Consider the following 25,706-nt stretch of genomic DNA (forward strand, 5'->3'; position numbering starts at 1 on the left):
AAAGTCTGCCTCTTTGTAACGGACTTAGCCGCTCTTATTTCAACTGGAAGTCATTTTACTGCAAGTTAACAGACTCCAGAGTCTTTATGGGCGGATATTCTCTCCAAATCTGCCTGCCGAAGAGGCCATAAGGACTTTACGGTCCGTCAGCCCGGCTAAATGTACCCTTTTCAAGGAAATAAAGGCGTTCCGGTCCGTAAGGAACAGGAGATTGAGACGACGAATCCTTCTCTCCTGGGCCACAAAGGCTCCGTCCTAAGCCACAGATTTAGCATTGAGGCTGAACTGTACGGTCTCCTTTTCTCAGCAATATGGATTTGTGGTGTTGACTTATCGTAACGATTACTATTATAATGCCAATAGTAAAATTTACGATTTAAGGAGTCGATTCATAAAATGTTAACCAAGAGCCTGCACAGGGGCGTGCTGCTTACGCTGACTTTGCTGGTATTTTTGCTGCTTGCCGCATGTGGCCCGAAGAGCAGCGGGAGTATCGTAGAGGGGAAGGTAAATGTAGTTACTACTTTTTATCCAATATATGAATTCGCGAGTGAGATTGGCGGGGAGGATGTCAATGCCATCAATCTGCTGCCGGTCGGTGTAGAGCCGCATGATTGGACGCCGCGCAGTCAGGATATTATTAGCACCTCCAAAGCGCAGTTGTTCCTGTACAACGGGGCTGGTCTTGAGGGCTGGGTGCCGAATTTTCTGAAAAGCTTGGACAATGACAGTAAAGTCCAATCCGTTGAGGTCAGCAAAGGCGTGGATTTAATTATGACGGATGAAGAAGATGGGCATGATCATGGTGGAGAAGGTGCAGGAGAAGCAGAAGGGCACACGGACAGCCTGCATACCGACCCCCATACCTGGGTAAGCCCGAAGTCGGCGTTTATTATGGCGAAAAATATTAAGGAGAGTCTACAGTCTGTAGACCCTGCCCATAAAGAGGGATATGAGGAGCGTTTCAACAAGCTTGCCGAGCGTTTAGAGGCGCTGGATAGCAAATTTACAGCGGAGCTTTCCAAGCTGCCGAACCATGAGATTGTTGTATCTCATCAGGCTTTTGCTTATCTGGCCCGGGACTACGGGCTGAAGCAGCATGCGATTATGGGCTTATCGGCCGATGCGGAGCCTCGGAGCCAGGACTTGCTTGCGCTTGCCGATCTGGTGAAGAAGGAGGGCATCCGCTATATCTTTTTCGAGGAGCTGGTGTCCGACAAGCTGGCGAAGACACTGGCAGGTGAAGCCGGGGTATCGACGATGGTGCTGAATCCGGTAGAAGGGCTTACAGAGGCGCAGGATAAGAACGGAGACAACTACTTCACGCTGATGGAGAAAAATTTGCAAAATCTGATTCTGGCTTTACAATAAAAAGGAAAGATTAAGTGAAAGGCGGTACTTTACATGCAATCGGTATCCCTGGACTGCCATCAGCATATGATCGAAATACAGGACCTTTCCTTCTCATACGGTGAGCAGAAGGTGATTACGGACCTTAACTATACCGTGAAGGAACGGGATTTCTTAGGTATTATTGGCTCCAACGGCGCAGGCAAAACTACGCTGCTCAAAATGATCGTCGGCCTGCTCCCCGCAACCAGCGGCGAGATCAAGCTATTCGGACAGCCTGTCAAAAGGTTCAAGGATTGGGAGCGGATCGGCTATGTGCCGCAGAAAAACGCCTTCAACCCCCTGTTCCCCGCCACTGTGCGCGAGGTCGTCATGTCGGGGCTATACAACAACAAGAATCTGATCCGCAGAGTATCCAAAGCGCAGCAGCAGAAGTGCGAGGATGCGCTGGAGGTTATGCGGATTCAGGATCTCGCGGAGAAAAGAGTCGGCCAGTTGTCCGGCGGCCAGCAGCAGCGTGTGTTCCTCGCCCGGGCATTGATCAATCATCCCGATCTGCTGATTCTGGACGAACCTACGGTCGGCATTGACGCCGAGACGCAGGCTGGATTCTTCGAGCTGATTATGCATATGCATGCCCATCACCACATGACATTCCTGATGGTCTCGCATGATATCGACATGATCAAGAACTACCTGGGCGAGGAGCCGGTGCAAAAGAACGGCAAGATCAACTTCTACTGCCGTCATTCCCACGACGCCCAGGATTGCGTAGAGGATAATTTGCAGCATACGCTGTCGTAAGCCGGGCTGGGTTGAAGTGTTCGGAGGCGCAGTGCTGGTGGGTGTGGCTTTGCTGTTCATTGGAGTGTGGAGGTAAGCTTGCTGGTTTTTTTGTCCGCAAAAGCAGCTTAGCTGTACTTTGTGCAATTAAAAACTAACTTTTGTGCGCTGGAGCGGGTATAATTGCACTTCGTACACTTATTTTGGAGGAAACAGGCTAACTCGATGTTTTTCACTTATTTTAACTGTATGGAGTACATTTAAAATCAAAATGCAGCTAGAACAGCGATAAATAGCTGTATAGATGCAATTAGAATAAAAAGTGGACACCCGTTAAGAACGTATGAATAATGAACTTAACGAGGAGGTGTTCACATGGGTGAACAACGGAAACGGTACAATGAAAAGTTTAAAAGAGAAGCCGTCAAGTATATTCAGCAACAGACAAAGACGGTGGTGGAGATTGGTGAGGAGCTAGGCGTCTCCCCTGGCGTGCTGCATAGCTGGTTGGCGAAGTATCGGGAGTTCGGCAATGAACCTGTAAACCATGCGGAAAAGGTTCGCGAACTCGAGCAGCGGCTGGCTGAACAAGAAAAAGAATTACGGGCAAGAGAGCAGCGAATTGCAGACGTCGAAGAAGAGCTTGCCATCGTAAAAAAAGCCGTGCACATCTTCAGCAAACCAAAGAACTGAGATTTCAGTTCATCGAAAACCATCGCTCCGAGTTTCGAATGGAGAAGATGTGCAGAGTTCTCGAAGTCTCCCGGAGCGGGTTTTACAAATGGCGCGACACGACGACCAACCCCCAAGCGGAGCGTAAGGCACTATTGCTCCAGCGAATCACCTATCATTTCAAGGATAACCAGAGACGTTACGGCAGCCCCAAGATCACCAAGCTTCTACAGAAAGAAGGCTACACCGTTAGTGAGCGGACGGTAGGAAAGTACATGCAAGAGCTGGGGTTACGCTCGTGTGTCGCCAAACGCTTTCGCGTGATGACGACCGATTCCAATCACGATTTGCCCATCGCCCCGAACCTGCTGAACCAAGACTTTAAGACCGCTGAACCCAACAAAGTCTGGGTTACGGACATCACTTACATCCCCTGCCGGGAAGGAAGGCTGTATCTGGCCAGTGTACTCGACCTCTGTACGAGGGAGATCGTAGGCTGGAGGCTCGGAGAGCGAATGACGACCGATCTGGTACTAGGTGCACTGGACGATGCCTACAAGGCAAAGCGGCCCAAGAAGGGACTCATCCATCACTCGGATCGGGGATCGCAGTATGCCTCTGCCGACTACCGTAAACGTCTAAAAAAGTACCGCATGAAGGCGAGCATGAGCCGCAAAGGGAATTGCTATGACAATGCCTGCATCGAATCCTTTCATAGCGTGCTAAAGAAAGAGTTTGTCTATTGCACCAAGTTCAAAACGAAGCAGCAAGCGCAGGACGAGATGTTCCAGTATATTGAATTTTTTTATAACCGCAAGCGAATCCACAGTGCGCTGGGTTATGTTTCCCCTGTCCAGTTTGCGGCCAAGTTCCAAACGAGAAAAACCGCATAATCCACTTTTTTTGTGTCCACTTTCTTGACGGAGGTCCAAGAATACAGTTACAGAAGGATGTTGCGAGGTCGTGTGGTACAACAAAGGATGCCTGCTTTGCCTTTAGGGTTTCGGTCAACCATAGTACAACATAGGATGGCCTACCCTTGCTTTTGCCTTTTGGTTTAGGTTTTGGTCGTCCATAGTACAACATGGGACGACCTGCCTTTGTCCTTTGGTTTAGGTTTTGGTCGACCATAGTACAACATAGGACGACCCTGCCTTTGACTTACGCTTTTAGGTTCTAGGGTATTACGCATTTGCGTCTTCTAAAAATTACTTATTTACGTCTTTTGTTCTTAAACGTACCTAGATCCCGTAATCGTTAAGCGTGTCCCGTCAGGGACGAAAAGCGATCTTTCACCCTCCGTCTCCAAGCTCCATCAAACTTCACTCCAACGCTAATTGCACTTAGTCGTGTGTCCAGAGGGCAGAGCCCTTGGGGCCCTCCCTTGGAAGGGAGGGTTTGGGAGGGATCGAAAAACTAAAGGAGATAGTAATCTTGGAAATTCTATTCAGTGATTTTTTTCAGAGGGCGCTTGCGGGCGGGCTGATGATTGGTATTACTGCGCCGCTGATCGGCGTTTTTCTTGTATTGCGCCGCCTGTCCATGATCGGTGATACGCTGGCGCATGTCACGATCGCCGGGGTCGCGCTCGGTTTTTTGACCGGCTTTTATCCGCTGGGAGCGGGGCTGCTCTTTGCAGTGGCGGCTTCCTTTGCGATCGAGAAGCTGCGCAAGGCCTACAAAAGCTATGCCGAGCTGTCCATCGCCATCATTATGTCGGGCGGGGTCGCGCTGGCTTCACTTTTTTTCACCTTGGGCAAAGGCTATAATGCAGATGTGATGAGCTACTTGTTCGGCAGCATTTATACGCTCGATAATACCGATCTCGTGGTAGTCGGCATAGTGACAGTTGCTGTGGTCAGCGTGGTTACGCTGTTCTTTAAGGAATTTTTCCTGCTTAGCTTTGAGGAGGATGCCGCAAGCGTAAGCGGTCTGCCGGTGAAAATGCTCAATATGCTGATTACGGTACTTACGGCGCTTGTGATCAGCACAGCGATCAAAATCGTCGGCTCACTGCTGGTGTCTGCACTGCTGACCATTCCGGTAGCGATTAGCCTGCTGCTGTCGCGCAGCTTCAAATCGTCGGTGATGTTATCTGTAATTATTGCTGAAATAGCTGTTGTTGGCGGCCTGGTGGTTGCAGGGGTGTGGAACCTCGCTCCCGGTGCGACGATTGTTCTGCTGCTGATCGCTTTGCTGGCCCTGACCTTGATCGGCAAAAAAGGGCTGCCAGCATAAGATTCAGCCCTATGTGTTCCGTTTTGCGAAGTGACCCCGAACCGGGAAGGAGAGAAGCCACTTTGTCCAATCTGAATGCAGGAATTGCTTTTGCCGCCGGAGTAGCGTCCTTTATTTCGCCTTGCTGTCTGCCGCTGTACCCTTCATATTTATCGTATATCACCGGACTGTCCGTCCAGGAGCTGAGGAGCGGCGGGGGCAGGAAAGAGGTCCGGTTCCGCACACTCACACATACGTTGGCTTTTATCCTGGGCTTCTCTGCGGTATTCTATACGCTCGGCTTCGGAGCGGGTCTGTTCGGGCAATTCTTCAACGGGCAGCGTGACTTGATCCGCCAGATGTCGGCGATTCTGATCATTGTCATGGGGCTGTTTCTGCTCGGGATTTTTCAGCCGCAGTTTCTGCTGCGCGAGCGCAAGCTTGAGCTTACATGGAGGCCCGCAGGTTATGTCGGCTCCTTTGTGTTTGGGATTGGCTTCTCTGCAGGCTGGTCGCCTTGCATCGGGCCGATTCTGACGGCGATTATTGCCCTATCCGCAAGTAATCCGGGCACCTGGTTTGCTATGATTACGGCTTACAGCGCGGGGTTCGCTATACCGTTCTTCGCGTTGGCTTTTTTCCTTGGCGGAGCCAGACGTATTCTGAAATATTCCAATCTGCTGATGAAGCTGGGCGGCGGACTTATGGTCTGCATGGGCCTGCTGCTGTTCACGGATCAGATGTTCCGCATTACAATATGGCTGCAGGGCATCACGCCGGAGTGGCTGAAATTTTGAAGATGCATTGAAAAATCAGGTGAAATAATCAATTCCCGATTGCGGGAAATGCTCGAAAATCCGCTCTGTGATGAACTCCCGCAGGGCTTTTTGCTGTTCGTCGGGATAGACATATTTGTTCTGCCCCCACCGGCCCCATTTTTTTTTGCGTTTTTCAATGTCCATTTCCAGCTTCGATTTCGGATAACGTTTCTCAATAACGGTCTTGGCGGTCTTGGTGAAACGGTGCTGGATCATCTCGAAGGTTAAGTCTTTGCCGGCCTCCGGCGGCAGTGCCTGTGCGAGCTTCGCAAGCAGTTCTGCATAACCTTCCTCCCAGCCTTCATGCCATATGATGGGGGCAATGATGAATCCCAGCGGATAACCGGCACGGGCAATTTTGGCGGCGGCTTCAATCCGTTCCTCAAAGCTTGAAGTGGCAGGCTCGAAATTTCTGATCACATAGTCCGCGTTTACGCTGAAACGGATTCGGGTATGGCCGTTATGCTTCAGAGAGAGGAGCGGCTCGACGTGCTGGTATTTGGTGACAAACCGCAGCCGTCCGAGCGGCTCGGCGGCCATGAAGGTGATCAATTCCGCCAGTGACCCGGTGATATGCTCAAGCCCAAGCGGGTCGGAGGTGCAGGCAGCTTCAAAAATGGTGATTTCCGGTGCGCGCTCCTCAATATATTTTTTGGCGGAGTTTATGATGTCATCAGTATTTACATAGACGCGGATATAAGGCTTGGCCCCCAGGGTTGTCTGTAAATAACAATAATGGCAGTGTCCCATACAGCCGGTTGCAATAGGGATGGCGTAATCGGCGGACGGCTTGGATTGGTCAAAGGTCAAGGTTTTGCGCAAGCCCACAACCAGCGTTCGTTTAGCTATTTTATATTGCTCGGCTTCGGTTTCGCCCGGCAGATTCGTGATGCGGTTATGCGAGGTGGTCATGCGGTAAGGAATGTTCTGTGCTTGGACCCATTGCATAATTTGCTTGCCTTTTGGGTAGTTCAGAGCCTCCGGCTCAAAAAAAACAAGCTCGGGAATGAACAGGCTGGTGGGCTTTCTTTGCTTCTTGGCGGCAGGACGCTTCGGCAATGCTACGGTCATAAAATCACGCTCCCAATCAGTGAGATTACTGTTAGTGTGCCGGTTTGTGGTCAGCAAAAACCTTGGTAAACATCGCTAATGAAGGGGAGGACTTCAGCCGAAGGACTTGCCAAGGAGCGGGAGAAACATGTATCATTGTTAGAGCAAGGCTCGGCCCCCGCGCCACGCTCATTATAGAAAAGAGGTAAAGTTGAATGCCAACACCCAGCATGGAGGATTATTTGGAGCGCATATACAAGCTCATCGACGAGAAAGGTTATGCGCGGGTCTCGGATATTGCCGAGGGACTGGAAGTACACCCCTCCTCTGTGACCAAGATGATCCAAAAACTGGATAAGGACGAATATCTCATCTATGAGAAATATCGTGGGCTTGTCCTAACAAGCAAAGGGAAAAAAGTAGGAAAACGTCTCGTTGACCGTCACCAACTGCTGGAGGAGTTCCTCGGCCTGATCGGAGTGCAGCAGGAGCATATTTATAAGGATGTTGAAGGCATCGAGCATCATTTGAGCTGGGACTCCATTACGCGGATTGAGACGCTGGTGGAGTATTTTCGCCGCGATGAAGCGCGTCTGCAGACCTTATACGATATCCATCTTGAATTGGTCAGCGACTCATAAATGAAATTGTTTTGTTAATTTTACCGCAACCTTTCCAGTTTTTTTACGTCAAAACGGATAGCGTTCTTTTTATGTTCAGGACTCCGTTTGAGAAGAGAAACGGCCGTCTCCCTTTAATAAGGACGAGAGGGCTGTTTTTTTTGTAAAAAATCATATCTGGGGAGGAACTATGAATTACCAAAAATGGATGTTAGGATTGCTAGTGTTTCTGTTATGCCTGTCAGCAGCGTCACCCGGCGTGCGTGCGGCTGCTGCACAAATTACGATTGAGCTGGATGGCGAAAGTCTGAGCAGTGATGTGCCGCCGTACATAACCTCATCAGGTGTAACTATGGTGCCGGTAGGGGTAGTCAGCAAGGGGCTGAATGCCAAGGTTGAATGGAGTCAGAGCAGTAAGACAGCAACGATCAGCAAAGACGACAATGTGCTTATGCTGACCAGCGGACGGAACACCGCGCTTGTCAACGGGAATTCGGTGGGGCTGGATACCTCCGTGCAGATCACTCAGGGGCGGGTGATGGTGCCGATTCGTTTTGTGAGCGAGCAGCTTGGCCTACAGGTGGTCTGGAATCAGGCGACCCGGCATATCGCGCTTTATTCGAATACGGAGATTACTGGACCGTCAAGTCCGTCAACCCCGGCTGTGCCTTCTGTGCCATCTGTACCGACGCCTAGCGTGCCAAAGCCAACCGTACCGGCACCAACCGTGCCGTCCATTCCGGGAGTGAAGGCGTCCAAGGAAATGAGAGGCGCTTGGATCTCCACCGTGTTCAATTTGGATTGGCCATCGACCGCTACAGCCGGCAATGCGGACAAACAGAAGAAGGAGTTCGACAGCCTGCTGGACAAGCTCCAGGCCACCGGCTTCAATGCAGTATTCGTGCAGGTCAGACCCTCAGGGGACAGCCTGTACCCTTCCGTGCTTGTGCCTTGGTCCAAGGTGCTGACCGGAACACAGGGCAAGAATCCGGGGTATGATCCCTTGGAATATATGGTCAGCGCAGCCCATGCGCGCGGCATGCAGTTCCACGCCTGGTTCAACCCGTTCCGCGCTACAACGGATGCCAGTACGACGAGCCTCGCGAGCAATCATGTGGCGAAAGCCCACCCGGAATGGATCGTCAAGGCGGACAATAAGCTGTACATCAATCCAGGGATTCCTGAGGCGCGCCAGCATATTATTGATGTAGTGATGGAAGTGGTGAAGGGCTACAATATTGACGGCGTGCATCTGGATGATTACTTTTATCCATCCGGTGTATCTTTTGCCGATAGTGAAGCATTTAAAACTTACAACCCCAAGGGGATCAGCTCCATAGCGGATTGGCGGCGGGACAACATCAATGATTTTATCAGCAAGCTGGGCCAGAGCATTCATGGAGTGAAGTCGGGGGTGTCCTTCGGCGTAAGCCCGTTTGGCGTATGGCGCAATAAGAAGGCCGACAGCACTGGTTCGGATACCACAGCAGGTGTCTCGGCTTACGATGATATGTACGCTGATACACGGACCTGGATACGCAGCGGCTGGATCGACTATATTGCACCGCAGATTTACTGGAGCCTCTCCTTTAACACAGCCCGTTACGACAAGCTGGTTGACTGGTGGGTGAATGAGGTTGCGGGCACCGGGGTGAAGCTCTACATCGGGCAGGCCACGTATAAGGTCGGAACCGACAAAAGCGCAGAGTGGCAGAGCGGCGACCAGATTATCAACCAGTTGAAATATAATGAGAAATATGACGCAGTAGCCGGCAGCATCATGTTCAGGGCAAATGATATTGTCAGCCGTGACCCGTTCGGGCTTGCCAGCTTATTGACCTTTTATTTTAAGTCATGAAATATCCCCCGTGCTCATAGATAAGAGGGTAGAATCTATGGAACGGGGGATGGCTGTCTATGGAGATTAATGCCGTATTTGAAGGCGGGGGCGTGAAGGGAATATCGCTCGCTGGAGCGGTGGAAGCCACGGAGCAGGCGGGGGTTACGTTTAAAAGAGTTGCCGGAACCTCTTCGGGCTCCATTATCGCTTCGCTGCTGGCAGCGGGCTATGACGGTGAAGCGATGAGCCGGATTATTAAGAAGACTTCCTTTACCTCTTTTTTGAAACGGGGAGCTATTTATAATACTGCCTATATCGGACCCGCTCTGCGTGTATTGATCAAAAAAGGTCTGTACTCGGGTGAGGCGCTGGAGTCGTGGATACGCGGGATTTTGCGGGAAAAGGGGATTGTCACATTCAGCGATTTGCCCCAGGGCAAGCTGTCAATCATCGCTTCCGACATTACGAACGGGCGGATTGTTGTGCTGCCGGATGGACTGGAGCAGTACGGCATCTCCCCGGGAGCGTTTGAAGTTGCCAAGGCGGTGCGGATGAGCTGCAGCATTCCTTATTTTTTTGATCCGGTGATGCTGCGGCTGAACGGCGGGGCCGCCAGAGGAAAGTCATTTTCCGAGCAATTTGTCTATATGGTGGACGGAGGCATGCTCAGCAATTTCCCGCTGTGGCTGTTCGATGAGCAGGAGGGGGGATTCAAAAGCCCTGGACTAAACACCCCTACGGTGGGTTACCAGCTAGTCGGTAAAATGGAGCCGCAGCCGAACCGGATTACCGGACCGTTCAGCATGCTGCAGGCGATGGTGAGCACCATGCTGAATGCCCATGACGAGCGTTACATTGAGAAGGAGAAGTTCGTGCGAACCGTCAAAATTCCCACCCTCGGCATCTCGATGACTGAGTTTCATATTTCGCCGGAGCAGAGTGATGAGCTGTATGCGGCGGGAGCTAAGGCGGGGAAAGAATTCTTTGAGCATTGGCGGCCGCACCGGAAACCCAGGATTGTCTAAGTCTGTTCATATTAAAAAAAGGCATCCCCGCGTCAAGCGGAGATGCCTTTTACTGTGCAGCGTTTGCCGGATAGCAAGCACCGTTAATGATATTTAGGCAGATGTTCGTCATTTTTACCCTTGCTGCCTTCGATCACCTGGAACGGATAGGTTTTGCGTTTGCCGGGGGTGGATTGGGGCTTGCGCATGGCGGCGACTTTGGACATAGTTTTTGAGGAAGGCTTCACCTTGACCCGCGGTCTGCCGGCTGCCCGTGCAGAGCCCAGGGAGTTCGCTCTATATGCATAGAACACAACCCCAAGGAGCAGCAGCGGAATAATTAAAGGAGTCAGCGCGCGGAAGCCGATCATCATAAAATTCGTAACCAAACCCAGTACAGCCAGCGATACGGTTATCCAAAAAATCAAAGCATGCTTGATCATAGATCACTCATCCTTTCGCAGGGTCCAATATTCCGCCTGACACAGTTGCTTCAGTATATGTTCCTGCTTCAATTGCGGCATCCAGCTCCCGCATCCGGTTGAACGAGGCGATGGAGACCTCCACCATTTCGTCCTTTGGTTCCTTGGTTGTGAGCAGTTGCAGCCACAGCCCGGGATAGCCCAGGTATTTGAGCCCGGGAATATCTCTTACGGCATTGGTTCCTTTCAGAACCTCAAACGAGATGCCGATAACGACCGGCAGCAGAACAATCCGCTGTACTACGCGTTGCACTAGGTTATCCCAAGGGAACACCGAATAAATGATGACGCCGAGGATAATCGTCAGCATCATAAAGCTGCTTCCGCAGCGGTAATGCAGACGGCTGTACTTCTGTACGTTCGCTACAGTAAGCTCTTCGCCGGCTTCAAAGGCGCTGATGACCTTATGCTCGGCTCCATGATACTGGAACAGCCGCTTGATCACCGGGGTCTGCGAGATTGCCCACAAATAGACGAGCAACAGAACCAGCTTGATGCCGCCCTCTACGAGGTTGTGCAGAATGTAGTTATTGAATGCATTCTTGAACAGAAAATCTTCAACAAAAACAGGGACAAGAGTAAAGATCAGTTTGCCGACGAGGAAGGATAAAATACCCATGACTGCCACGCCCAACATCATCCCCAGGCTCCAGCCCTCTTCCTTCTTCTTGGCTTTCTCCTGCTTCTCAGCCATTTCTTCCGGTTCTGTCTCATCCTCGGCATACGATTCCGCCGAATAATTCAGGTGCTTGGAGCCTTTGGCGCTGGAATCTATAATACTGACAAGGCCGCGAAGAAGCGGAATCTTGCGCAGCTTAACGACCCAGGTCTTATCGCTTCTCGGCACCTCCAAAAATGTGATCTCCTGATTCTTCCTTCTTACGGCTGTTACGTTGATATGCTTGCCGCCGAACATAACGCCTTCAATGACGGCTTGGCCGCCGTAACTGGGAGTTTCCTGGGACAACCAATTCACCTTCCCGTGTATTAATGTGATTTATATACTACATTGTAACTAATTTATGACCACATTGCTAGTTGGATTGCCTTTTGCTGTACATACTAGGAACAGGGGAGCAGGGAGGCGGCTTGGCAGTCTATTTATTGAAAGCGAGGCAGCAGAATGAGCAATTCCAATAAGCAAAAATCGGAGCATACAAACCCTTGGTTCTTCGCAATGGAGCTGGGCTTTTTCGCCGGACTGATCTGGGGAGGGGCGCGCTGGCTGATGTATGTGCTGCATTTTACCAAGGTTATACCCGGCTTTTTGGCCGAGCCTTTTTTCAAGCATGAATTTCTGGTGACAGCAGCCGGACAGCTCATGGGCTATCTATTTTTCATCGCCTTCTCGGTGATAGCGTCACTGCTCTACGTGCTGCTCTTCCGCAAGCTGAAAGGGCCTTGGCCCGGCATGGTCTACGGAGTCTTATGGTGGTCGGCGGTGTTTCTTGCAGGCTCCTGGTTATTCCTGCAGCAGCCCCCCTTCAGGCTTCCATGGAACTCGGTAACCAGTGAGTTTTGCCTCTTTCTACTCTGGGGATTGTTCATCGGATATACGGCGGCAAATGAGTACACGGATGAACGAAAACGCGAGCAGCAGACAAACCTTGCCTGAGCGGTCCGAAAAAACTTCTCAAGGGCATGGCCCTATGTTAAAATACAATGTGGCTATTTCGAGAGGAGAATGAAAATGGGCAACAAACGTGTCTCCAAGCTGCGTAAGGTTTTGCAGGAACAGGGATTGGATGCGATGTTAATAACCAGCGGCATTAACCGCCGCTATTTGAGCGGTTTTACCGGTTCTTCCGGCTATGTTCTTATCACCGGCGATGACAGCTATTTGCTGACTGACTTCAGGTATATGACGCAGGCGGCGGAACAGGTGACAGGCATGAAGGTTATTCAGCATGGTCCGAAGTTCATTGATACTGTCCGCGAGCTGCTGAATGGCGCAAATGTCCGCATTGGCTTCGAGCAGGATGATGTGACCTTCAGCGCCTATACAGCTTTTGCGGCTGCCCTGCAGCCGGCGGTGCTGGTTCCGGTCTCCAAGGCTGTGGAGAATCTGCGGATGTTCAAGGATGAAGATGAACTGGCGGTAATGCAGCGTGCTGCCGATTTGGCGGATGCCACCTTCAACCACATCGTGAAGGTGATCAAGCCCGGCATGACTGAACGTGATGTGGATCTGGAAATGGAATTCTACATGCGCACCCACGGCGCAACCTCGTCATCGTTCGATACGATTGTCGCTTCCGGCGAACGGTCAGCGATGCCGCATGGTGTGGCCAGCAGCAAGGTCATTCAGAACAATGAATTCGTAACCTTCGATTTCGGCGCACTGCTGGACGGCTACTGCTCGGACGTAACGCGTACGATTGCTCTTGGGACCCCGGACCCTAAGCTGAAGGAAATTTACGATGTTGTGCTTGAAGCGCAGCTACATACGCTGGCGAATATCAAGCCGGGCATGACCGGACGGGAATGTGATGCATTGGCCCGTGATATTATCACCCGTTACGGCTACGGTGAATATTTCGGCCACAGCACAGGGCATGGCCTGGGTATGGAGGTTCATGAAAACCCGCGTTTGTCCAAGCTGGCGGATGAAATCATGGAGCCGGGCATGGTCGTGACTGTAGAGCCGGGCATTTACTTGTCAGGTCTTGGCGGTGTGCGGATCGAAGATGATATCTTAATTACCGAAAGCGGTATTATGCTGCTGACTCATTCTTCGAAGGATTATTTGGTACTGTAAGGCTGCTTTAATCAGGTAAATTATTGATTTCAGGAGGGATTTTTAGTGATTTCAGTTAACGATTTCAAAACAGGCTTGACAGTAGAGGTAGAGGGGGATATTTTTACCGTCCTCGATTTCCAGCACGTTAAGCCGGGTAAAGGTGCCGCATTCGTGCGCTCCAAGCTTAAGAACCTGCGCAACGGCAACACCGTTGAGCGTACCTTCCGTGCCGGTGAAACCATTGGCCGCGCAATTATTGAAAACCGCGGTGTACAGTATCTGTATGCAAGCGGTTCGGATCATGTATTCATGGACAACGAAACCTACGACCAGTTCGAATTGTCCGCCAAGCAATTGGAGTGGGAGCTTAACTTCCTGAAGGAAAACATGACTGTGAACATCGTCAGCTACCAGGGTGAAATTCTCGGGATTAACCTGCCTACCAGCGTTGATCTGAAGGTTACGGAAACGGAGCCAGGCGTGAAGGGCAACACGGCTCAAGGCGCAACCAAAGCGGCTACCGTTGAGACAGGGCTGACGGTTCAAGTTCCGTTGTTCATCAACGAGGGCGACGTTCTGTTGATCGACACCCGCGAAGGCAAATACATCTCCCGCGCGTAGGGAGAGCTTAATTTTATATTTATATTGGCCTCCCCGCATTTGCGGTGGAGGTTTTTTGTCATTTGACAATATTGAAATGAAACCAATACATAGATTAATTAAATATCCGCCCGGCTGTAAAAAGCGCTATAGAATTTACATCTTCTATAGGACTGATTTTTACAGAGGGGGGACTTAGCTTGCAGACTCAGGTAAAGGTGAGCAAGGAAAAGGAACAGACTTCCGTTCATCATAAACCATACAGCTATGAGCAGACGTATAGGAAGCCAGCGGCTGCGCGGCAGCCGGACCCGGTGGAAATTATCCGGCGTATCCGCAAGAACCCGTCTTCGTTGACGCGGGAGGATCAGATGGCGCTCCAGCGGACCCTGGGCAACCGCGCTGTTATTCAATTGTTGTCTGAGTTGAAGAAGAACGGCAAGAAAGAGGACAAGAAGGTTAACGGGGCGGGCGGAAAGCTGGAAGGGAAGGGACCGGGAGGTCTGGATAAGGCCGGTGAGGGTCAGGAGGTGCAGGAGGTTCAAGGGGGAGAGGCGGCTCAAGCTGCACAAGCTGAACCCGTGCAAGCTGCACAATCGGAACCTGAACAACCTGCTCCACCTCTACAGCTGGAAGAGACGCCGGTGGTTAAGGTGGAGCAACTGGCGAGTGAGCCGCAGTCGCAGGTGCGGCAGACTCAGAGTGTGGCACAGGCGGCTGTGAAACAGAGCAGTTCTGTTCTTGAGCAGCAGCCGAGCCGGAAGGCTGCGCCAAGCGAGAAAATAAAGGAATTTCTACAGAAGAAGCTGCTGGAGAGTCCTGTAAAGGGGGGCGTTTCGGCTGGCAGTATGGAAGGCGCTGGGCAATCGGTTGCTGGAGAGGGTAAAACAGCAGCGGCTCAGCAGAGGAGAGAAGCAGGGGCCGCTTCCAAAGCTACGGACGGCGGGAATGAATCAGCGGCAGAGTGGGCTAAAGCGCAGTCAACGGATGTGGAGGACGGCAAGGCTGGCGAGGATGCAAAGGGGAGCAAGGAATCGAGGGGTAGCAAGGGAAGTAAGGACGCCAAGGAAACCAAGGAAACCAAGGAAACCAAGGAAACCAAGGAAACCAAGGAAACCAAGGAAACCAAGGAAACCCAAAATGCTAAGGATGCTAAGGAAGGAAAATCTGCCAAAGAAAGCAAGGCTGCTAAGGACACTAAGGAGGCCTCAGAGAAGGCTGGAAAAGCTGAGCCAGCCGCCTCAAAGGAGCCTTCACTGGGAGCGGCCCTCGGCGCCATAGCCGGGGACGGCAAGGAAACCCCGGCCAAGGCCAAGAAGGTCAATATCCGCGGCGAAGATCCGGGGCAGATTCTGGACCAGTTGACCCAGGTTCAGCCTACCCAGATGGGGGATGCGTATGCTCAGGCTGTTGACGTTTCCGCAGGAGCTTTTGCGAAGCAGAAGCAAAAGGCGAAGCAGTCCCTCCCGGTGATCCCCGCGCCGACAGGACTGAAAGGGAAAGTGCTGCAAGCCCGGAGAAAGCCGGTGCCGCTGAAGCACGCTGCTCCAGAGAGCTATAAGAGCAAGCGGACCGGGGGAGCCGCAGCTCCGGGAAACCTGGAGCGGATGAACATCGGCTCCTCCGGCTCAGAGGGAAATCCCGAAGCCATCATGAGCGAAATCCGTTCCGCCGCAGCCCAGCCGCCCGGCATCAGCATGACTGGCGAAGCCGATCCTTCCCAAGTGGAGGGCTTCAGCCAAGAAGCCACGCAGCAAGTAGGTGCCGCCAAGCAAGCGGAGATGGGCCAGATCAGCACCCCGTTCGGTGAGAATGACATCTTCCCCGAACCGGATGGCTCGACTCTGAAGGCGGACGCAAAGCTGCAAGGCGGCAACACTCCTTCTGCCAAAAAGCTGCCATCCTTAGCCATCCCTGGCGAGATGACCGCCGGCCTCAACAAGACGCTGGCCCCGGAAATGAACAAGCAGCTCGGTGCCAAGCAAGCCGAATACCATAAAGAAAAAGAAAAATTCGACAACAAAGTTATGCTCTCCAAAGCCGACAGCCACTCGCAAATCCAGCAGGCGGAAGCCGAAGCCAAGGAACAGCAGCTCAACCAGCAGGCCGGGGCCAAGGCCGAAGTGGATAACCTGAGAGGCGAGTGGAAGAGCGAACTGGATGCCGCGGAAGCCGACTATGCCGGGCAAGCCGGAGCCGCAGCCCAGCAGAAAAAAAGCGAAATCAACACGGTGCGCACCGAAAAAGAACGTGAAGCCCAAAAGCGGCAATCCGAAGCCGAACAAGAAGCCACGACCGCCTATAGCAAAGCCAAAAAAGAGGTCGACGGAAAACATGAAGAAGAAAAAGCCAAAGAAGAGAAAAAAGGCGGCTTCCTCGGCTGGGTGAAGGACAAGCTCGAAGCGGTAGTCGAAGTCGTCAAGAAGGCCGTCAACTTCATTTTCGAGGGTCTGAGAAAAGCCGTGAAGTTTATTTTTGAAAAAGCAAAGCAAGCCGTGCTGGGCATTATTGAGCTGGGCCGCAAGCTGATCACCACCCTGATCAAAGGCTTAGGCACCCTGCTCAAAAAGCTGGTCTCCGTCGTGTTCGCCAAATTCCCGGGCATCGCCGCCAAGATTTGCAGCAAAATTGACGGCGTCGTGAACAAAGCGGTCAAAGCCGTCAACCAGCTCGCACAGAAGCTCAAAACGAAAGTCACCCAGGTCATGGACTTCCTGGCAAGCAAAGTGGATCAGGCCTTGGCGGTTGTGCAGAACTTCTACACGAAACTAATCTCCACCATAGGCAACCTCCTGATTGCTGTGTTCCTCGATGTGATGGAACGGATCGGGGCGCTCGGCAAGGCAGCGAAGCGGTCGTTCAGCCATTTGGAAGGCAAGATGTGGGAGTATCTGCTCGGTGTGGACATTTCGAAGCCGCTAGGCGCAGGTGCCGCAGAAGGCGGAGCAGAGCAGGCCCAGGAAGCGGGAGAGCCGCAGCCGGAAGAGAAGCTTACCGCAGACGACATCGAAATGGAGTCGGTGGAAGAGGGCGAAATGGACCCTGAGCTGGTTCAGGACATGAACCTCAAAGACGGCGAAACCAAGCAGCTTCCGGGCAGCAGCGATCCGCATACGATGGATAGCATCATGGCGGATTTTGATACCGGAAAAGCGGATCAAAGCCTCGGCGGCAAAATCGCAGACGGCGTATCGCTGCGGGCAAACAATGCCAAAATGGTGTTTGACCAGATCAAAACATATGTAATAAAATGGATGAAAGCCCATGGATTACAGCTCTTGGCCGCCATTGTAGGGATACTGGTCGGCGTTGTGGCTGCGGAAATTCTCACAGGCGGAGCGGTCACGGCTTTTCTTCCGGTCCTGATGAATATTGTCATGACCGTCATGGAAGCGCAGGCGATTGTATCCGTGGCGCAAACCCTCGCACAGGCCTCGGGCTATATTGGCACGTACCTGAGCCAAGGCTGGCAGAAGCTGATCGAACCGGCGGCTATCGCGCTGGCAACAGCGCTGGCGATGGGCCTGGTGGAGCTGGCGATGGAGCTGGGGTTCAAGGGCCTTGGCAAGGGCCTCAAGAAGGCCGGACAAGCCGTGAAGAAAGGCGCAGCAGCCACCGCCAAAGGCGTGAAGGCAGTCGCGGGCGCAGGAGCCAAGGGCATCAAGAGTCTGCTCAAAACGGGAGCGAAGCTAGCCTCTAAGAGCGGCAGCATGATCATCCGTAACGGCAAAATTGTGATCAAGAGCCTGCAAAAAGGGCTGATGAAGGGAACCAAGAAGCTCAAGGGTTTGCTTGACAGGATACTTGTCAAGTTCAAGTTCAAGAAGTTTAAGCTGGAGCGCAAGGGTAAGCACATCCGTCTGTATGGTGAGGTTAATCCTTGGGTACTGCTAATTGACGGTGAAATAGACAACGTCGATGAACAAAAACTGAAGCAGCTTGAACGCGATGGCAAGAAACCAATTCCCCTTAGCGATGCGGAGTTAGAAAAACTCAATAAATTAGATAAGGATCAGCGGGCAAAGATCTCCGAGGGTGCGGATGGGGATAAGAGTAAGCTTGATTTGGATATTAATAAAGGGACGGATGAAGCTAGTAAGACTGTAATCCATTATGGGCAACAAATTGAAAAAGTCGGTAATAAAAAAATATTAAAACCAAATGCAAAGTACACAACACCAGAAGGATATAATTATGCAACAAATGAATTTGGACGTATTGAAAGTGTCGAGGCTGATTTACAACTCGGCAAAGGAACAAGAAATCAATACGCTCAAGGTAATGTGGGAGAGACAGACAGAATCCGAGGTAATTACCCGAATAGAGATGATGGTGGTCATTTAATTGGTAGTCAATTTAAAGGTTCTGGGGACATTGATAACTTAGTTCCAATGAATTCCCAAATTAATGAAGCTGGTGGGAAATGGCATCAGATGGAGCAAGAATGGGCATCGGCGTTAGACAGAAAAGAAAGCGTAAAAGTAAAAATAACCCCCCAATACACGAGTAGTTCTGCTAGACCTGATAGTTTTATAATAGAGTATTCAATAGATGGCGGCAGGAAAAAGAAAATCACAATAGAAAATCAAATTGGAGGTTGATAGAATCATGGAGCACCAGATGGATCAGCTATATCCCTTGATAGCAGAACATGTTTTAAGTATGATACCTGATGACAACTGGAACGAGATTTACTTATATGCCGAAATACTGGATGGATCTAGAGAAGTATATTTTTATTTCAATACTTCTGAGAATGAGGCTTTCATATATTCCCATGATATTCCTGAAAAATATTGTGTGAATGAAAAGGATTACGACAAATTATTATTAGAATTGCAAATAAGATTTAAAGAATTAAGACAAATATTTATAGACAATGGTCAAGACCCGTGGACTAATTTAACCTTAACATTGAAGTATCCGGGTAAGTTGAAGATTCGTTATGATTACAAAGATATAATGGCTTCAACACTAACCCCAACTCAAAGACAAATGATTTTTGAGTTTCTATATTTAGGGCTACTTCCTGAGAATGAAAAGAATAAACTGTTTGTAGAGAACTATATAAAAAGTCAAGATTAATGGCCCTATAGAACTAACCTAACGATGACAAACTATAGGGAGAATTCCGCGACAATTTTTTAGAGTTACAGCATGAGCATTCACCTAAGAGTATTAAGCATTAATTGAAGCAGGTTGAGTCTGTAAAATATATTGTGTAAACTCTCAAACCCATTAAAATGGAAATAAGAGAGAGGTTGGGGAGAACACATGGGACTTTGGTCAAAAGAGCAACTTCGGGAATTCATTAAGCAGAACAACTTAGTGACCGCACAAGATGCACAGAATGCCTTAAAAGACCTGTTTGCTGAGACGATTCAGGAGATGCTAGAAGCCGAAATGGATACTCACTTAGGCTACGGAAAGCATGAAGTGAAGGCGAAGCTCACACCAAACAGTCGCAACGGAAAGAGCCGTAAAACGGTAGTGAGTGAGTACGGCGAACAGGAAATTACTATCCCACGTGACCGTCTGGGTGAGTTTGAGCCCCTTGTCGTCAAGAAGCATCAGTCGAACGTAACGGGCATCGAAGAGCAAATCATCGCCCTGTACGCCAAAGGGATTAGTACTAGAGAAATTCAGGATCACTTGGGGCAGATGTATGGCATTGAGGTGTTGCCTACGCTCATATCCAATGTGACGAATAAGATCGTTCCTCTCATTAAAGAATGGCAGAACCGGCCTCTGCAAGGCGTTTACGCCATCGTCTATCTGGATGCAATCCACTTCAAGGTCAAGCAAGACGGAGCGATTATCAACAAGGCCGCCTACATGGTCATTGGTATTGATCTGGATGGAAATAAGGATGTGCTGGGCATGTGGATCGGTGAGAACGAGTCCTCTAAGTTCTGGCTGAGTGTGCTGAATGAACTCAAGAATCGCGGAGTTCAGGATATCCTTATTATCTGCGTGGATAACCTGACGGGATTCTCCCAAGCCATTGCAGCCTGCTATCCTCAAACCGAAATTCAGAAGTGCATTATTCACCAAATCCGCAGCTCAACCCGGTACGTGTCATACAAAGATATTAAGAAGGTGACTGCCGATTTAAAGCCCATTTACAAGGCAGCTACGGAGGAGGGGGCCTTGCTTGAACTCGACCGTTTCGAAGAAGTTTGGGGAGCGAAATATCCCCTTATTATCCGTTCCTGGCGGACAAATTGGGACGAACTCGCTACCTTTTTTAAGTACCCGCCTGAGATCCGTAAGCTCATCTACACCACGAATATGATCGAGAGCTACCACCGTCAGCTTCGTAAAGTAACCAAAGGAAAGAGCATCTTTCCTACCGATGAAGCTCTGCTAAAAATGCTCTATCTGGCCACCGTCGATGTCACTCGAAAATGGACTGGACGAGTCCAAAACTGGGGACAAATGCTGCTCCAGCTGTCGGTCTTTTTCCCCGATCGGGTCGGTCAACACTTGCGTTAGATCGCAAATTTCCCCTCGGGGGAATCTATGCTTAAAAGAGTTTACACAAAATTATTGACAGACCCAGCAGGTTGATTATGATGAGGTGACTCCATAGTCAACCTGTTATTATGCCTTCCTCCTACTCCGGCATCAGAGCTAAATCTGTGGATGAGGTCCTGCACTCAGGGGTTTGGTTAAGAGGAACCGCAGCGGCGAAGTCGGCTCCTTACGGACCGGCGAGCCGTTATTTTCAAGAAAACGCCACTCGTTGCGGCTTTACGGACCGAGGGGCGCTTATGGTCTCTCCAAGAAACGTTTAGGAGCGGAATATTCGATCCTAAGGCCTGTGGTGTCCATAACTTACCCAAGCCTTGACGCTCATCCGAATGAAGCGCACCACAGTCCGTAACGCCGGGTCAAACGCCAATTGAAGAACGAACCCCGCCCGGGAAGGGGGGAGACTGAGGGAGGCTCGCTCCACACCTTCATTCCTTCGGACATCCTACGCCTCTACTCCACCATTGTAAATCTGACGCTCTACTACGTTTCCTCTATTGAATTCAAACCTTATTTTGTAGCTATATAAGTTGAACTTTAGATTTTCATAATGGGGTCTGGTCGTAACTGCGGGGAATGTTTGGACTTCCGGCCGCTGTTGTCTTCAAATTTCTTGATTGTTACCGCTCTTAGCGGATGAAATTTGAAGACAAAGGCGGTCGCTTCGCTCCTACAGTTCCAAACTTCCTCTCCGTACTCCTACCCTTTATATATTTTCTTTAGTTCAACTGATATAGCCTAATAGGCTGGCGATGGAGCTGGGCTTCAAGGGCCTCGGCAAGGGGCTTAAGAAGGCCGGACAAGCCGGAAGAAAGGTGCAGCAAAACCCCAAAGGGGTGAAAGCAGTCGCGGGCGCAGGAGCCAAGGGCATCAAGTGCCTGTTGAGAATCGGAGTCAAACTGGCCTCCAAGAGCGGCAGTGTGGCGGAAGATCTGGAAGAGAAGGTAGTGTGTTAAAAGATTTAATGGAGGATGTCCGAAGCCGGATAAGTTTGATTTGTGGTTTTTTCGTTCTCACTTGAAATCATTGGAATTTTTATCGCGGGAAGACGGGCTGCTTTGAAAATCGGCGGTTTTTTTTGTGAAACCATTAACGCATGAGAGGTTTTTCGTATTATACTGATTTAAAGCACGAAACTAAATTAGAGCAACTACATAGACCGAAATAGGGAGTGAATGAGACTTTGTCACTTTATGTCATGAAATTCGGAGGCAGCTCCGTTGGCGACATTGAACGAATGAAACGTGTCGCCGGGCGCATCGCAGATAAGCAGGATGAGGGGCACCGCTGCGTTGTGGTTGTATCCGCTATGGGAGATACCACGGATGACTTGATTGATCAGGCGAAGAAGCTGAACGGGCAGCCGCCCGCGCGTGAAATGGATATGCTGATGACTACAGGAGAGCAAATCTCCGTCGCACTCCTTTCCATCGCCCTGCACGGGATTGGGCGTAACGCTGTGTCCTATACGGGCTGGCAGGCCGGCTTCCGGACGGATGAGACGCATGGCCGGGCACGGATTAATGAAATCCTCCCGCAGCGGGTTCTGGATTCGCTGGAGCGCGGGCAGATTGTCATAGTTGCCGGTTTTCAGGGGATGACCGTGGATGGCGAGATTACGACTCTGGGCCGTGGCGGCTCCGATACTACAGCGGTAGCGCTGGCCGCAGCGATCAATGCGGATGTCTGCGAAATCTATACCGACGTGGACGGCATTTATTCCACAGATCCGCGCATCGTGAAGACCGCGCGCAAGCTGAAGGAAATTTCTTATGATGAGATGCTGGAGCTGGCCAATCTCGGTGCGGCTGTGCTTCATCCGCGTGCCGTGGAATATGCCAAACGATATCAAGTGAAGCTGGTCGTCAGATCAAGCTTTAATCATAATGAAGGTACTGTTGTGAAGGAGGAAGCAAGCATGGAGCAGGGTGTCGTAGTTAGCGGAATCGCTTATGACAAAAATGTGGCACGGATCAGTATTCTGGGAGTGCCTGATGAGCCGGGGGTGCTCGCTCAGGTATTCGGCAAGCTGGCTCAAGAAGGTGTGGACGTCGATATTATCGTGCAAAGCGGCGTACAGAATGATAAAGCGGACTTCTCCTTCACGGTGGCGCTGAGTGAGCTGGCTCATGCCAAGGAGGTTATCGAGGGGCTGCACAGCGTGCTGCCTTACCGTGAAGTGACCTCTGAGGATAATCTGGTCAAGGTATCCATCGTGGGAGCGGGCATGGTCAGCCATCCCGGCGTAGCCGCGCAAATGTTCGAGGTAATTTCCAATGAGGGCGTTAGCATCAAGATGGTCAGCACCTCTGAAATCAAGGTTTCCTGTGTGATTGATTCCGCAAATCTGCAACAGATCATCCAGTCGCTTCACACCGCCTACAATCTGGATACGGAAGAGCAGGCTTTTGTCGGAGGTCCTAAGGACCGCAGGTAATCTGCCGCATAATCCTCCCCTGCAGCCGAGGGCTGCGGGGGTCATTTGCGTGATCAACAAGTTTATCGGCACAAATCATTGCAATCGCTTACATTCCGTGCTAATATTCTTTTATAAACAGGGTTGTTACTTTATTAGGCAAAACCTGGATTGATGACAGAAGACAATGCTTATGCGATGTCTTTCTGCCTTCGATTCAGGTTTTTTTATATATATTCACAAATAACAGGCAGCGAGGGGTTAAAAACATGAAAAAAATCAAACGTTCCATTGCAGCAGCAGCAATTCTGAGCTTATGCGTGTCAGGTTTGCCGGTCCATGCGGCAAGCTCCGCCTCATCTTCCTCCGCAGTGGATAAACTGGTCAAGGCCGAACTGATTCGCGGCAGTGGTCAGGGGGTCAATGCGGCTTATCTGGGGACCAAGGCGACAAAAATTCAGGCGGCAGTGCTTTACTTGCGGCTGGTCGGGCTTGAAGAAGAGGCACTTGCCTATCAGGGTACGGATACTTATGCAGATGCTTCACAAGCTGGCAAGCACCTCGAGAGCGTTGTTGGATATCTGAAGCAGCAACCATATTTACAGGGGAGTTTGGCAGCAAATGACCGGTTTGAGCCAGGCGCCCCGGTTACGGCCGAAGTTTTTGCGGGGGTGCTGCTCAAAGCGCTGGGTTATGAATCAGGTACAGATTACAAGCCGGGGGAAGCCGCTGCTGTTGCGGTCGGCAAAGGAATGAAAGCGCTTCAGGTATCTGGCGAGCTGACGAACCGGCAGATGGCAGAGGCTACCGCTCAAGCACTGGGAGTTCAGCTTAAAAGCGGACAAGGAACACTGGAGCAGAGCTGGACAAAGCACAAGCAGAACAAAGCCTTCGTTCCACAGACCTTACAGCAGACCAAGTATGGGCCTATCGAAGGCGTAACCTATGAAGTGTACGGGACGCTGGGCTGGCTGGGAGTTCCTTATGCCAAGCCGCCGGTTGGCGAGTTACGCTGGAAAGCGCCGCGCAAGCCGGAGGCATGGACAGAAACCAGATCGGCCAAGGCATTTGCCGCGAACAGCCTGCAGATATCCGGCAAAGGAACAGCGGGCAGTGAAGATTCACTCTATCTCAATATTTGGCGGCCAAATACCACCAGCTCCAAGCTGCCTGTCATGGTATTCCTGCACGGTGGCGGTAATATGACCGGATCAGGAAAGGATTTTCAGGGAGAACAGCTCGCCCGGAACACGAACAGCATCATTATTTCGGTCAACTATCGGCTTGGAGCGCTTGGGTTCTTCAAGAATGCGGCACTTGCTACCGGCAACGCTCTTGATGATTCCGGCAACTACGGACTCTTGGATGCGTTCGAAGCCCTTACATGGGTGCAGGAGAATATCGGAGGATTTGGCGGCGACACAGGTAATGTGACTCTGGCCGGGCAGTCGGCTGGGGCGCGGGATGTGCTTGCTGCACTGATCTCTCCCCTCGGGAAAGGCTTATTTCAGAAAGCTATTGCCTTCAGCGGAGGGCTGACCACGGCCGCTCCGGCAGAAGGAGAGACGAAATCGGCTGAGGCAATTTCGAAGCTGCTTATCGAAGAGGGAAAAGCGGCAACTGCGGAAGAAGCTGCAGCCTGGATCAGCAAGCAAAGCAAGGCCCAACTGGAAGATTACCTGCGGGGGGTTCCTGCTGACAAGCTGGTAAAGGTGTTCGGTTCGACGGCCATCCGTATGGAGCCTTTCCCGCATCTGTTCCGTGACGGAACTGTAATTCCGAAGGAAGGCTTCTCCGCCCTGGACAGCGGAAATTACGTTAAAGTACCTGTACTGCTGGGCAGTCTGGATACAGAATTTGCAGCATTTGCTTTCGGAGATCCGAATTTCTCCGCTTCCATTAATGATGGCTCACTGGCTGCTGATTCCGTCAAACTCGCCCAATATGAAGCAGCGCTAAAATATGGAAGTGAGGCCTATGCAGGATTTAATGCAGAGCGGGTTGCAGAACGCCTTACTAAAGTAGCGGGGCAGCCTCCGGTCTACGCATACCGGTTCGCCTGGGGGACACAGCCTGGAGTCATTTCCGATAATTTGCGGACGCTGCTCGGTGCGCCGCATGGAGCGGATATGGATTTCTACACCGGTCATGCGGCAGGGATTGCAGCCTATTTCCCGCAAGGCTACTTTAGTGAAGCCAACAAGCCGGGCCGTGAAGAGTTGTCTGCTGCTACGGCTGCTTACCTGAAACAGTTCCTCTATACAGGCAGCCCGGGCAACGGAGGGTCAAGTGAACTGGCGGCATGGACACCGTGGATGAAGGAAGCGAAAACGCCGATAATGCGCCTGGATGCCAGCAATAGCAAGGCCGAAATCGGTATGTCCGCGCAATACTATGAGGGCAAGGAAGCTGTGCTGGCCAAGATGAAGAAGGAATTAAATGAAGAAACCTACAGGCTGTTGACTGAAAAAGTGTTTGCAGGCCGTTTCTTCTGGGAATAGTCGATCTGATCAATCCGTAATGCAATCAGAAAAGAAAGAGGACAAGCGAAAATGCTTGTCCTCTTTGCGTTGTAGATTG

21 protein-coding genes are annotated in these 25,706 nt (G+C 51.0%); 18 read left to right on the forward strand and 3 right to left on the reverse strand.

The genetic code is table 11. From position 1 onward, the window contains the following. Positions 1-396: 396 nt before the first annotated feature. The 6 genes from B212_RS0106240 to B212_RS0106265 all read left to right on the forward strand — a co-directional run bounded on the left by B212_RS0106240 (position 397) and on the right by B212_RS0106265 (position 5,819). The gene (locus tag B212_RS0106240; RefSeq protein WP_019909628.1) at positions 397-1,371 is read left to right on the forward strand and encodes a metal ABC transporter solute-binding protein, Zn/Mn family; all 975 of its coding nucleotides are present in this window, start codon (positions 397-399) and stop codon (positions 1,369-1,371) included. Positions 1,372-1,404: 33 nt separating this feature from the next. Continuing rightward, positions 1,405-2,154 (forward strand): metal ABC transporter ATP-binding protein, encoded by a 750-nt coding sequence (locus tag B212_RS0106245; RefSeq protein ID WP_019909630.1) that lies wholly within the window; start codon positions 1,405-1,407, stop codon positions 2,152-2,154. A gap of 354 nt (positions 2,155-2,508) precedes the next feature. Continuing rightward, positions 2,509-2,826, forward strand: coding sequence for a transposase (locus B212_RS0106250; RefSeq protein ID WP_019909631.1), 318 nt, complete (start codon positions 2,509-2,511; stop codon positions 2,824-2,826). Positions 2,827-2,837: 11 nt separating this feature from the next. Then, on the forward strand, positions 2,838-3,698 hold the full coding sequence (locus tag B212_RS0106255) for an IS3 family transposase (protein WP_232231538.1): 861 nt from the start codon (positions 2,838-2,840) through the stop codon (positions 3,696-3,698). Positions 3,699-4,239: 541 nt separating this feature from the next. Beyond that, entirely contained in the window at positions 4,240-5,043 is an 804-nt protein-coding gene (locus B212_RS0106260; RefSeq protein ID WP_019909633.1) for a metal ABC transporter permease, read from the forward strand. 62 nt (positions 5,044-5,105) lie between these two features. Next, complete coding sequence (locus B212_RS0106265) at positions 5,106-5,819, forward strand: cytochrome c biogenesis CcdA family protein (protein WP_019909634.1); 714 nt, start codon at positions 5,106-5,108, stop codon at positions 5,817-5,819. 15 nt (positions 5,820-5,834) lie between these two features. Here B212_RS0106265 and splB read toward each other — a convergent pair whose 3' ends face one another. Then, positions 5,835-6,911: a spore photoproduct lyase gene (splB, locus tag B212_RS0106270; protein ID WP_019909635.1), complete on the reverse strand. Its 1,077-nt coding sequence runs from the start codon at positions 6,909-6,911 to the stop codon at positions 5,835-5,837. A gap of 194 nt (positions 6,912-7,105) precedes the next feature. On the opposite strand from splB, the gene mntR reads away from it, so the two are divergent. The 3 genes from mntR to B212_RS0106285 all read left to right on the forward strand — a co-directional run bounded on the left by mntR (position 7,106) and on the right by B212_RS0106285 (position 10,375). Then, on the forward strand, positions 7,106-7,531 hold the full coding sequence (gene mntR / locus B212_RS0106275; RefSeq protein WP_019909637.1) for a transcriptional regulator MntR: 426 nt from the start codon (positions 7,106-7,108) through the stop codon (positions 7,529-7,531). Between the two features lie 169 nt (positions 7,532-7,700). Continuing rightward, positions 7,701-9,368, forward strand: a complete 1,668-nt coding sequence (locus B212_RS0106280; protein ID WP_019909639.1) for a family 10 glycosylhydrolase — start codon at positions 7,701-7,703, stop codon at positions 9,366-9,368. Positions 9,369-9,427: 59 nt separating this feature from the next. Next, positions 9,428-10,375 (forward strand): patatin-like phospholipase family protein, encoded by a 948-nt coding sequence (locus tag B212_RS0106285; RefSeq protein WP_019909640.1) that lies wholly within the window; start codon positions 9,428-9,430, stop codon positions 10,373-10,375. A gap of 83 nt (positions 10,376-10,458) precedes the next feature. On the opposite strand, the gene B212_RS0106290 is transcribed toward B212_RS0106285, so the two are convergent. Then, positions 10,459-10,797: a hypothetical protein gene (locus tag B212_RS0106290; protein WP_019909641.1), complete on the reverse strand. Its 339-nt coding sequence runs from the start codon at positions 10,795-10,797 to the stop codon at positions 10,459-10,461. A gap of 7 nt (positions 10,798-10,804) precedes the next feature. Then, on the reverse strand, positions 10,805-11,752 hold the full coding sequence (locus B212_RS0106295; protein ID WP_156830287.1) for a DUF1385 domain-containing protein: 948 nt from the start codon (positions 11,750-11,752) through the stop codon (positions 10,805-10,807). A 207-nt stretch (positions 11,753-11,959) separates the two neighbouring features. Between B212_RS0106295 and B212_RS0106300 the strand changes: the two genes are divergently transcribed. From B212_RS0106300 to B212_RS0106345, 9 genes are all read left to right on the forward strand, one after another. Continuing rightward, positions 11,960-12,451, forward strand: coding sequence for a YqhR family membrane protein (locus B212_RS0106300; RefSeq protein ID WP_019909643.1), 492 nt, complete (start codon positions 11,960-11,962; stop codon positions 12,449-12,451). Positions 12,452-12,526: 75 nt separating this feature from the next. Next, the gene (locus B212_RS0106305; RefSeq protein WP_019909645.1) at positions 12,527-13,594 is read left to right on the forward strand and encodes a M24 family metallopeptidase; all 1,068 of its coding nucleotides are present in this window, start codon (positions 12,527-12,529) and stop codon (positions 13,592-13,594) included. Positions 13,595-13,639: 45 nt separating this feature from the next. Next, complete coding sequence (efp, locus tag B212_RS0106310) at positions 13,640-14,197, forward strand: elongation factor P (RefSeq protein WP_019909646.1); 558 nt, start codon at positions 13,640-13,642, stop codon at positions 14,195-14,197. 179 nt (positions 14,198-14,376) lie between these two features. Next, on the forward strand, positions 14,377-18,777 hold the full coding sequence (locus B212_RS34925) for a DNA/RNA non-specific endonuclease (RefSeq protein ID WP_019909647.1): 4,401 nt from the start codon (positions 14,377-14,379) through the stop codon (positions 18,775-18,777). Between the two features lie 7 nt (positions 18,778-18,784). Further along, positions 18,785-19,261: an antitoxin YezG family protein gene (locus tag B212_RS0106325; protein WP_019909648.1), complete on the forward strand. Its 477-nt coding sequence runs from the start codon at positions 18,785-18,787 to the stop codon at positions 19,259-19,261. A gap of 189 nt (positions 19,262-19,450) precedes the next feature. Beyond that, positions 19,451-20,671 (forward strand): IS256 family transposase, encoded by a 1,221-nt coding sequence (locus tag B212_RS0106330; RefSeq protein WP_019909649.1) that lies wholly within the window; start codon positions 19,451-19,453, stop codon positions 20,669-20,671. Positions 20,672-21,462: 791 nt separating this feature from the next. After that, the gene (locus B212_RS0106335; RefSeq protein ID WP_019909650.1) at positions 21,463-21,666 is read left to right on the forward strand and encodes a hypothetical protein; all 204 of its coding nucleotides are present in this window, start codon (positions 21,463-21,465) and stop codon (positions 21,664-21,666) included. 227 nt (positions 21,667-21,893) lie between these two features. Further along, the gene (locus B212_RS0106340; protein ID WP_019909651.1) at positions 21,894-23,147 is read left to right on the forward strand and encodes an aspartate kinase; all 1,254 of its coding nucleotides are present in this window, start codon (positions 21,894-21,896) and stop codon (positions 23,145-23,147) included. 248 nt (positions 23,148-23,395) lie between these two features. Then, on the forward strand, positions 23,396-25,627 hold the full coding sequence (locus tag B212_RS0106345) for a carboxylesterase/lipase family protein (RefSeq protein ID WP_019909652.1): 2,232 nt from the start codon (positions 23,396-23,398) through the stop codon (positions 25,625-25,627). Positions 25,628-25,706 lie beyond the last annotated feature (79 nt).

It is taken from the genome of Paenibacillus sp. HW567 (genome assembly GCF_000374185.1).
GTDB lineage: Bacteria > Bacillota > Bacilli > Paenibacillales > Paenibacillaceae > Paenibacillus_AQ.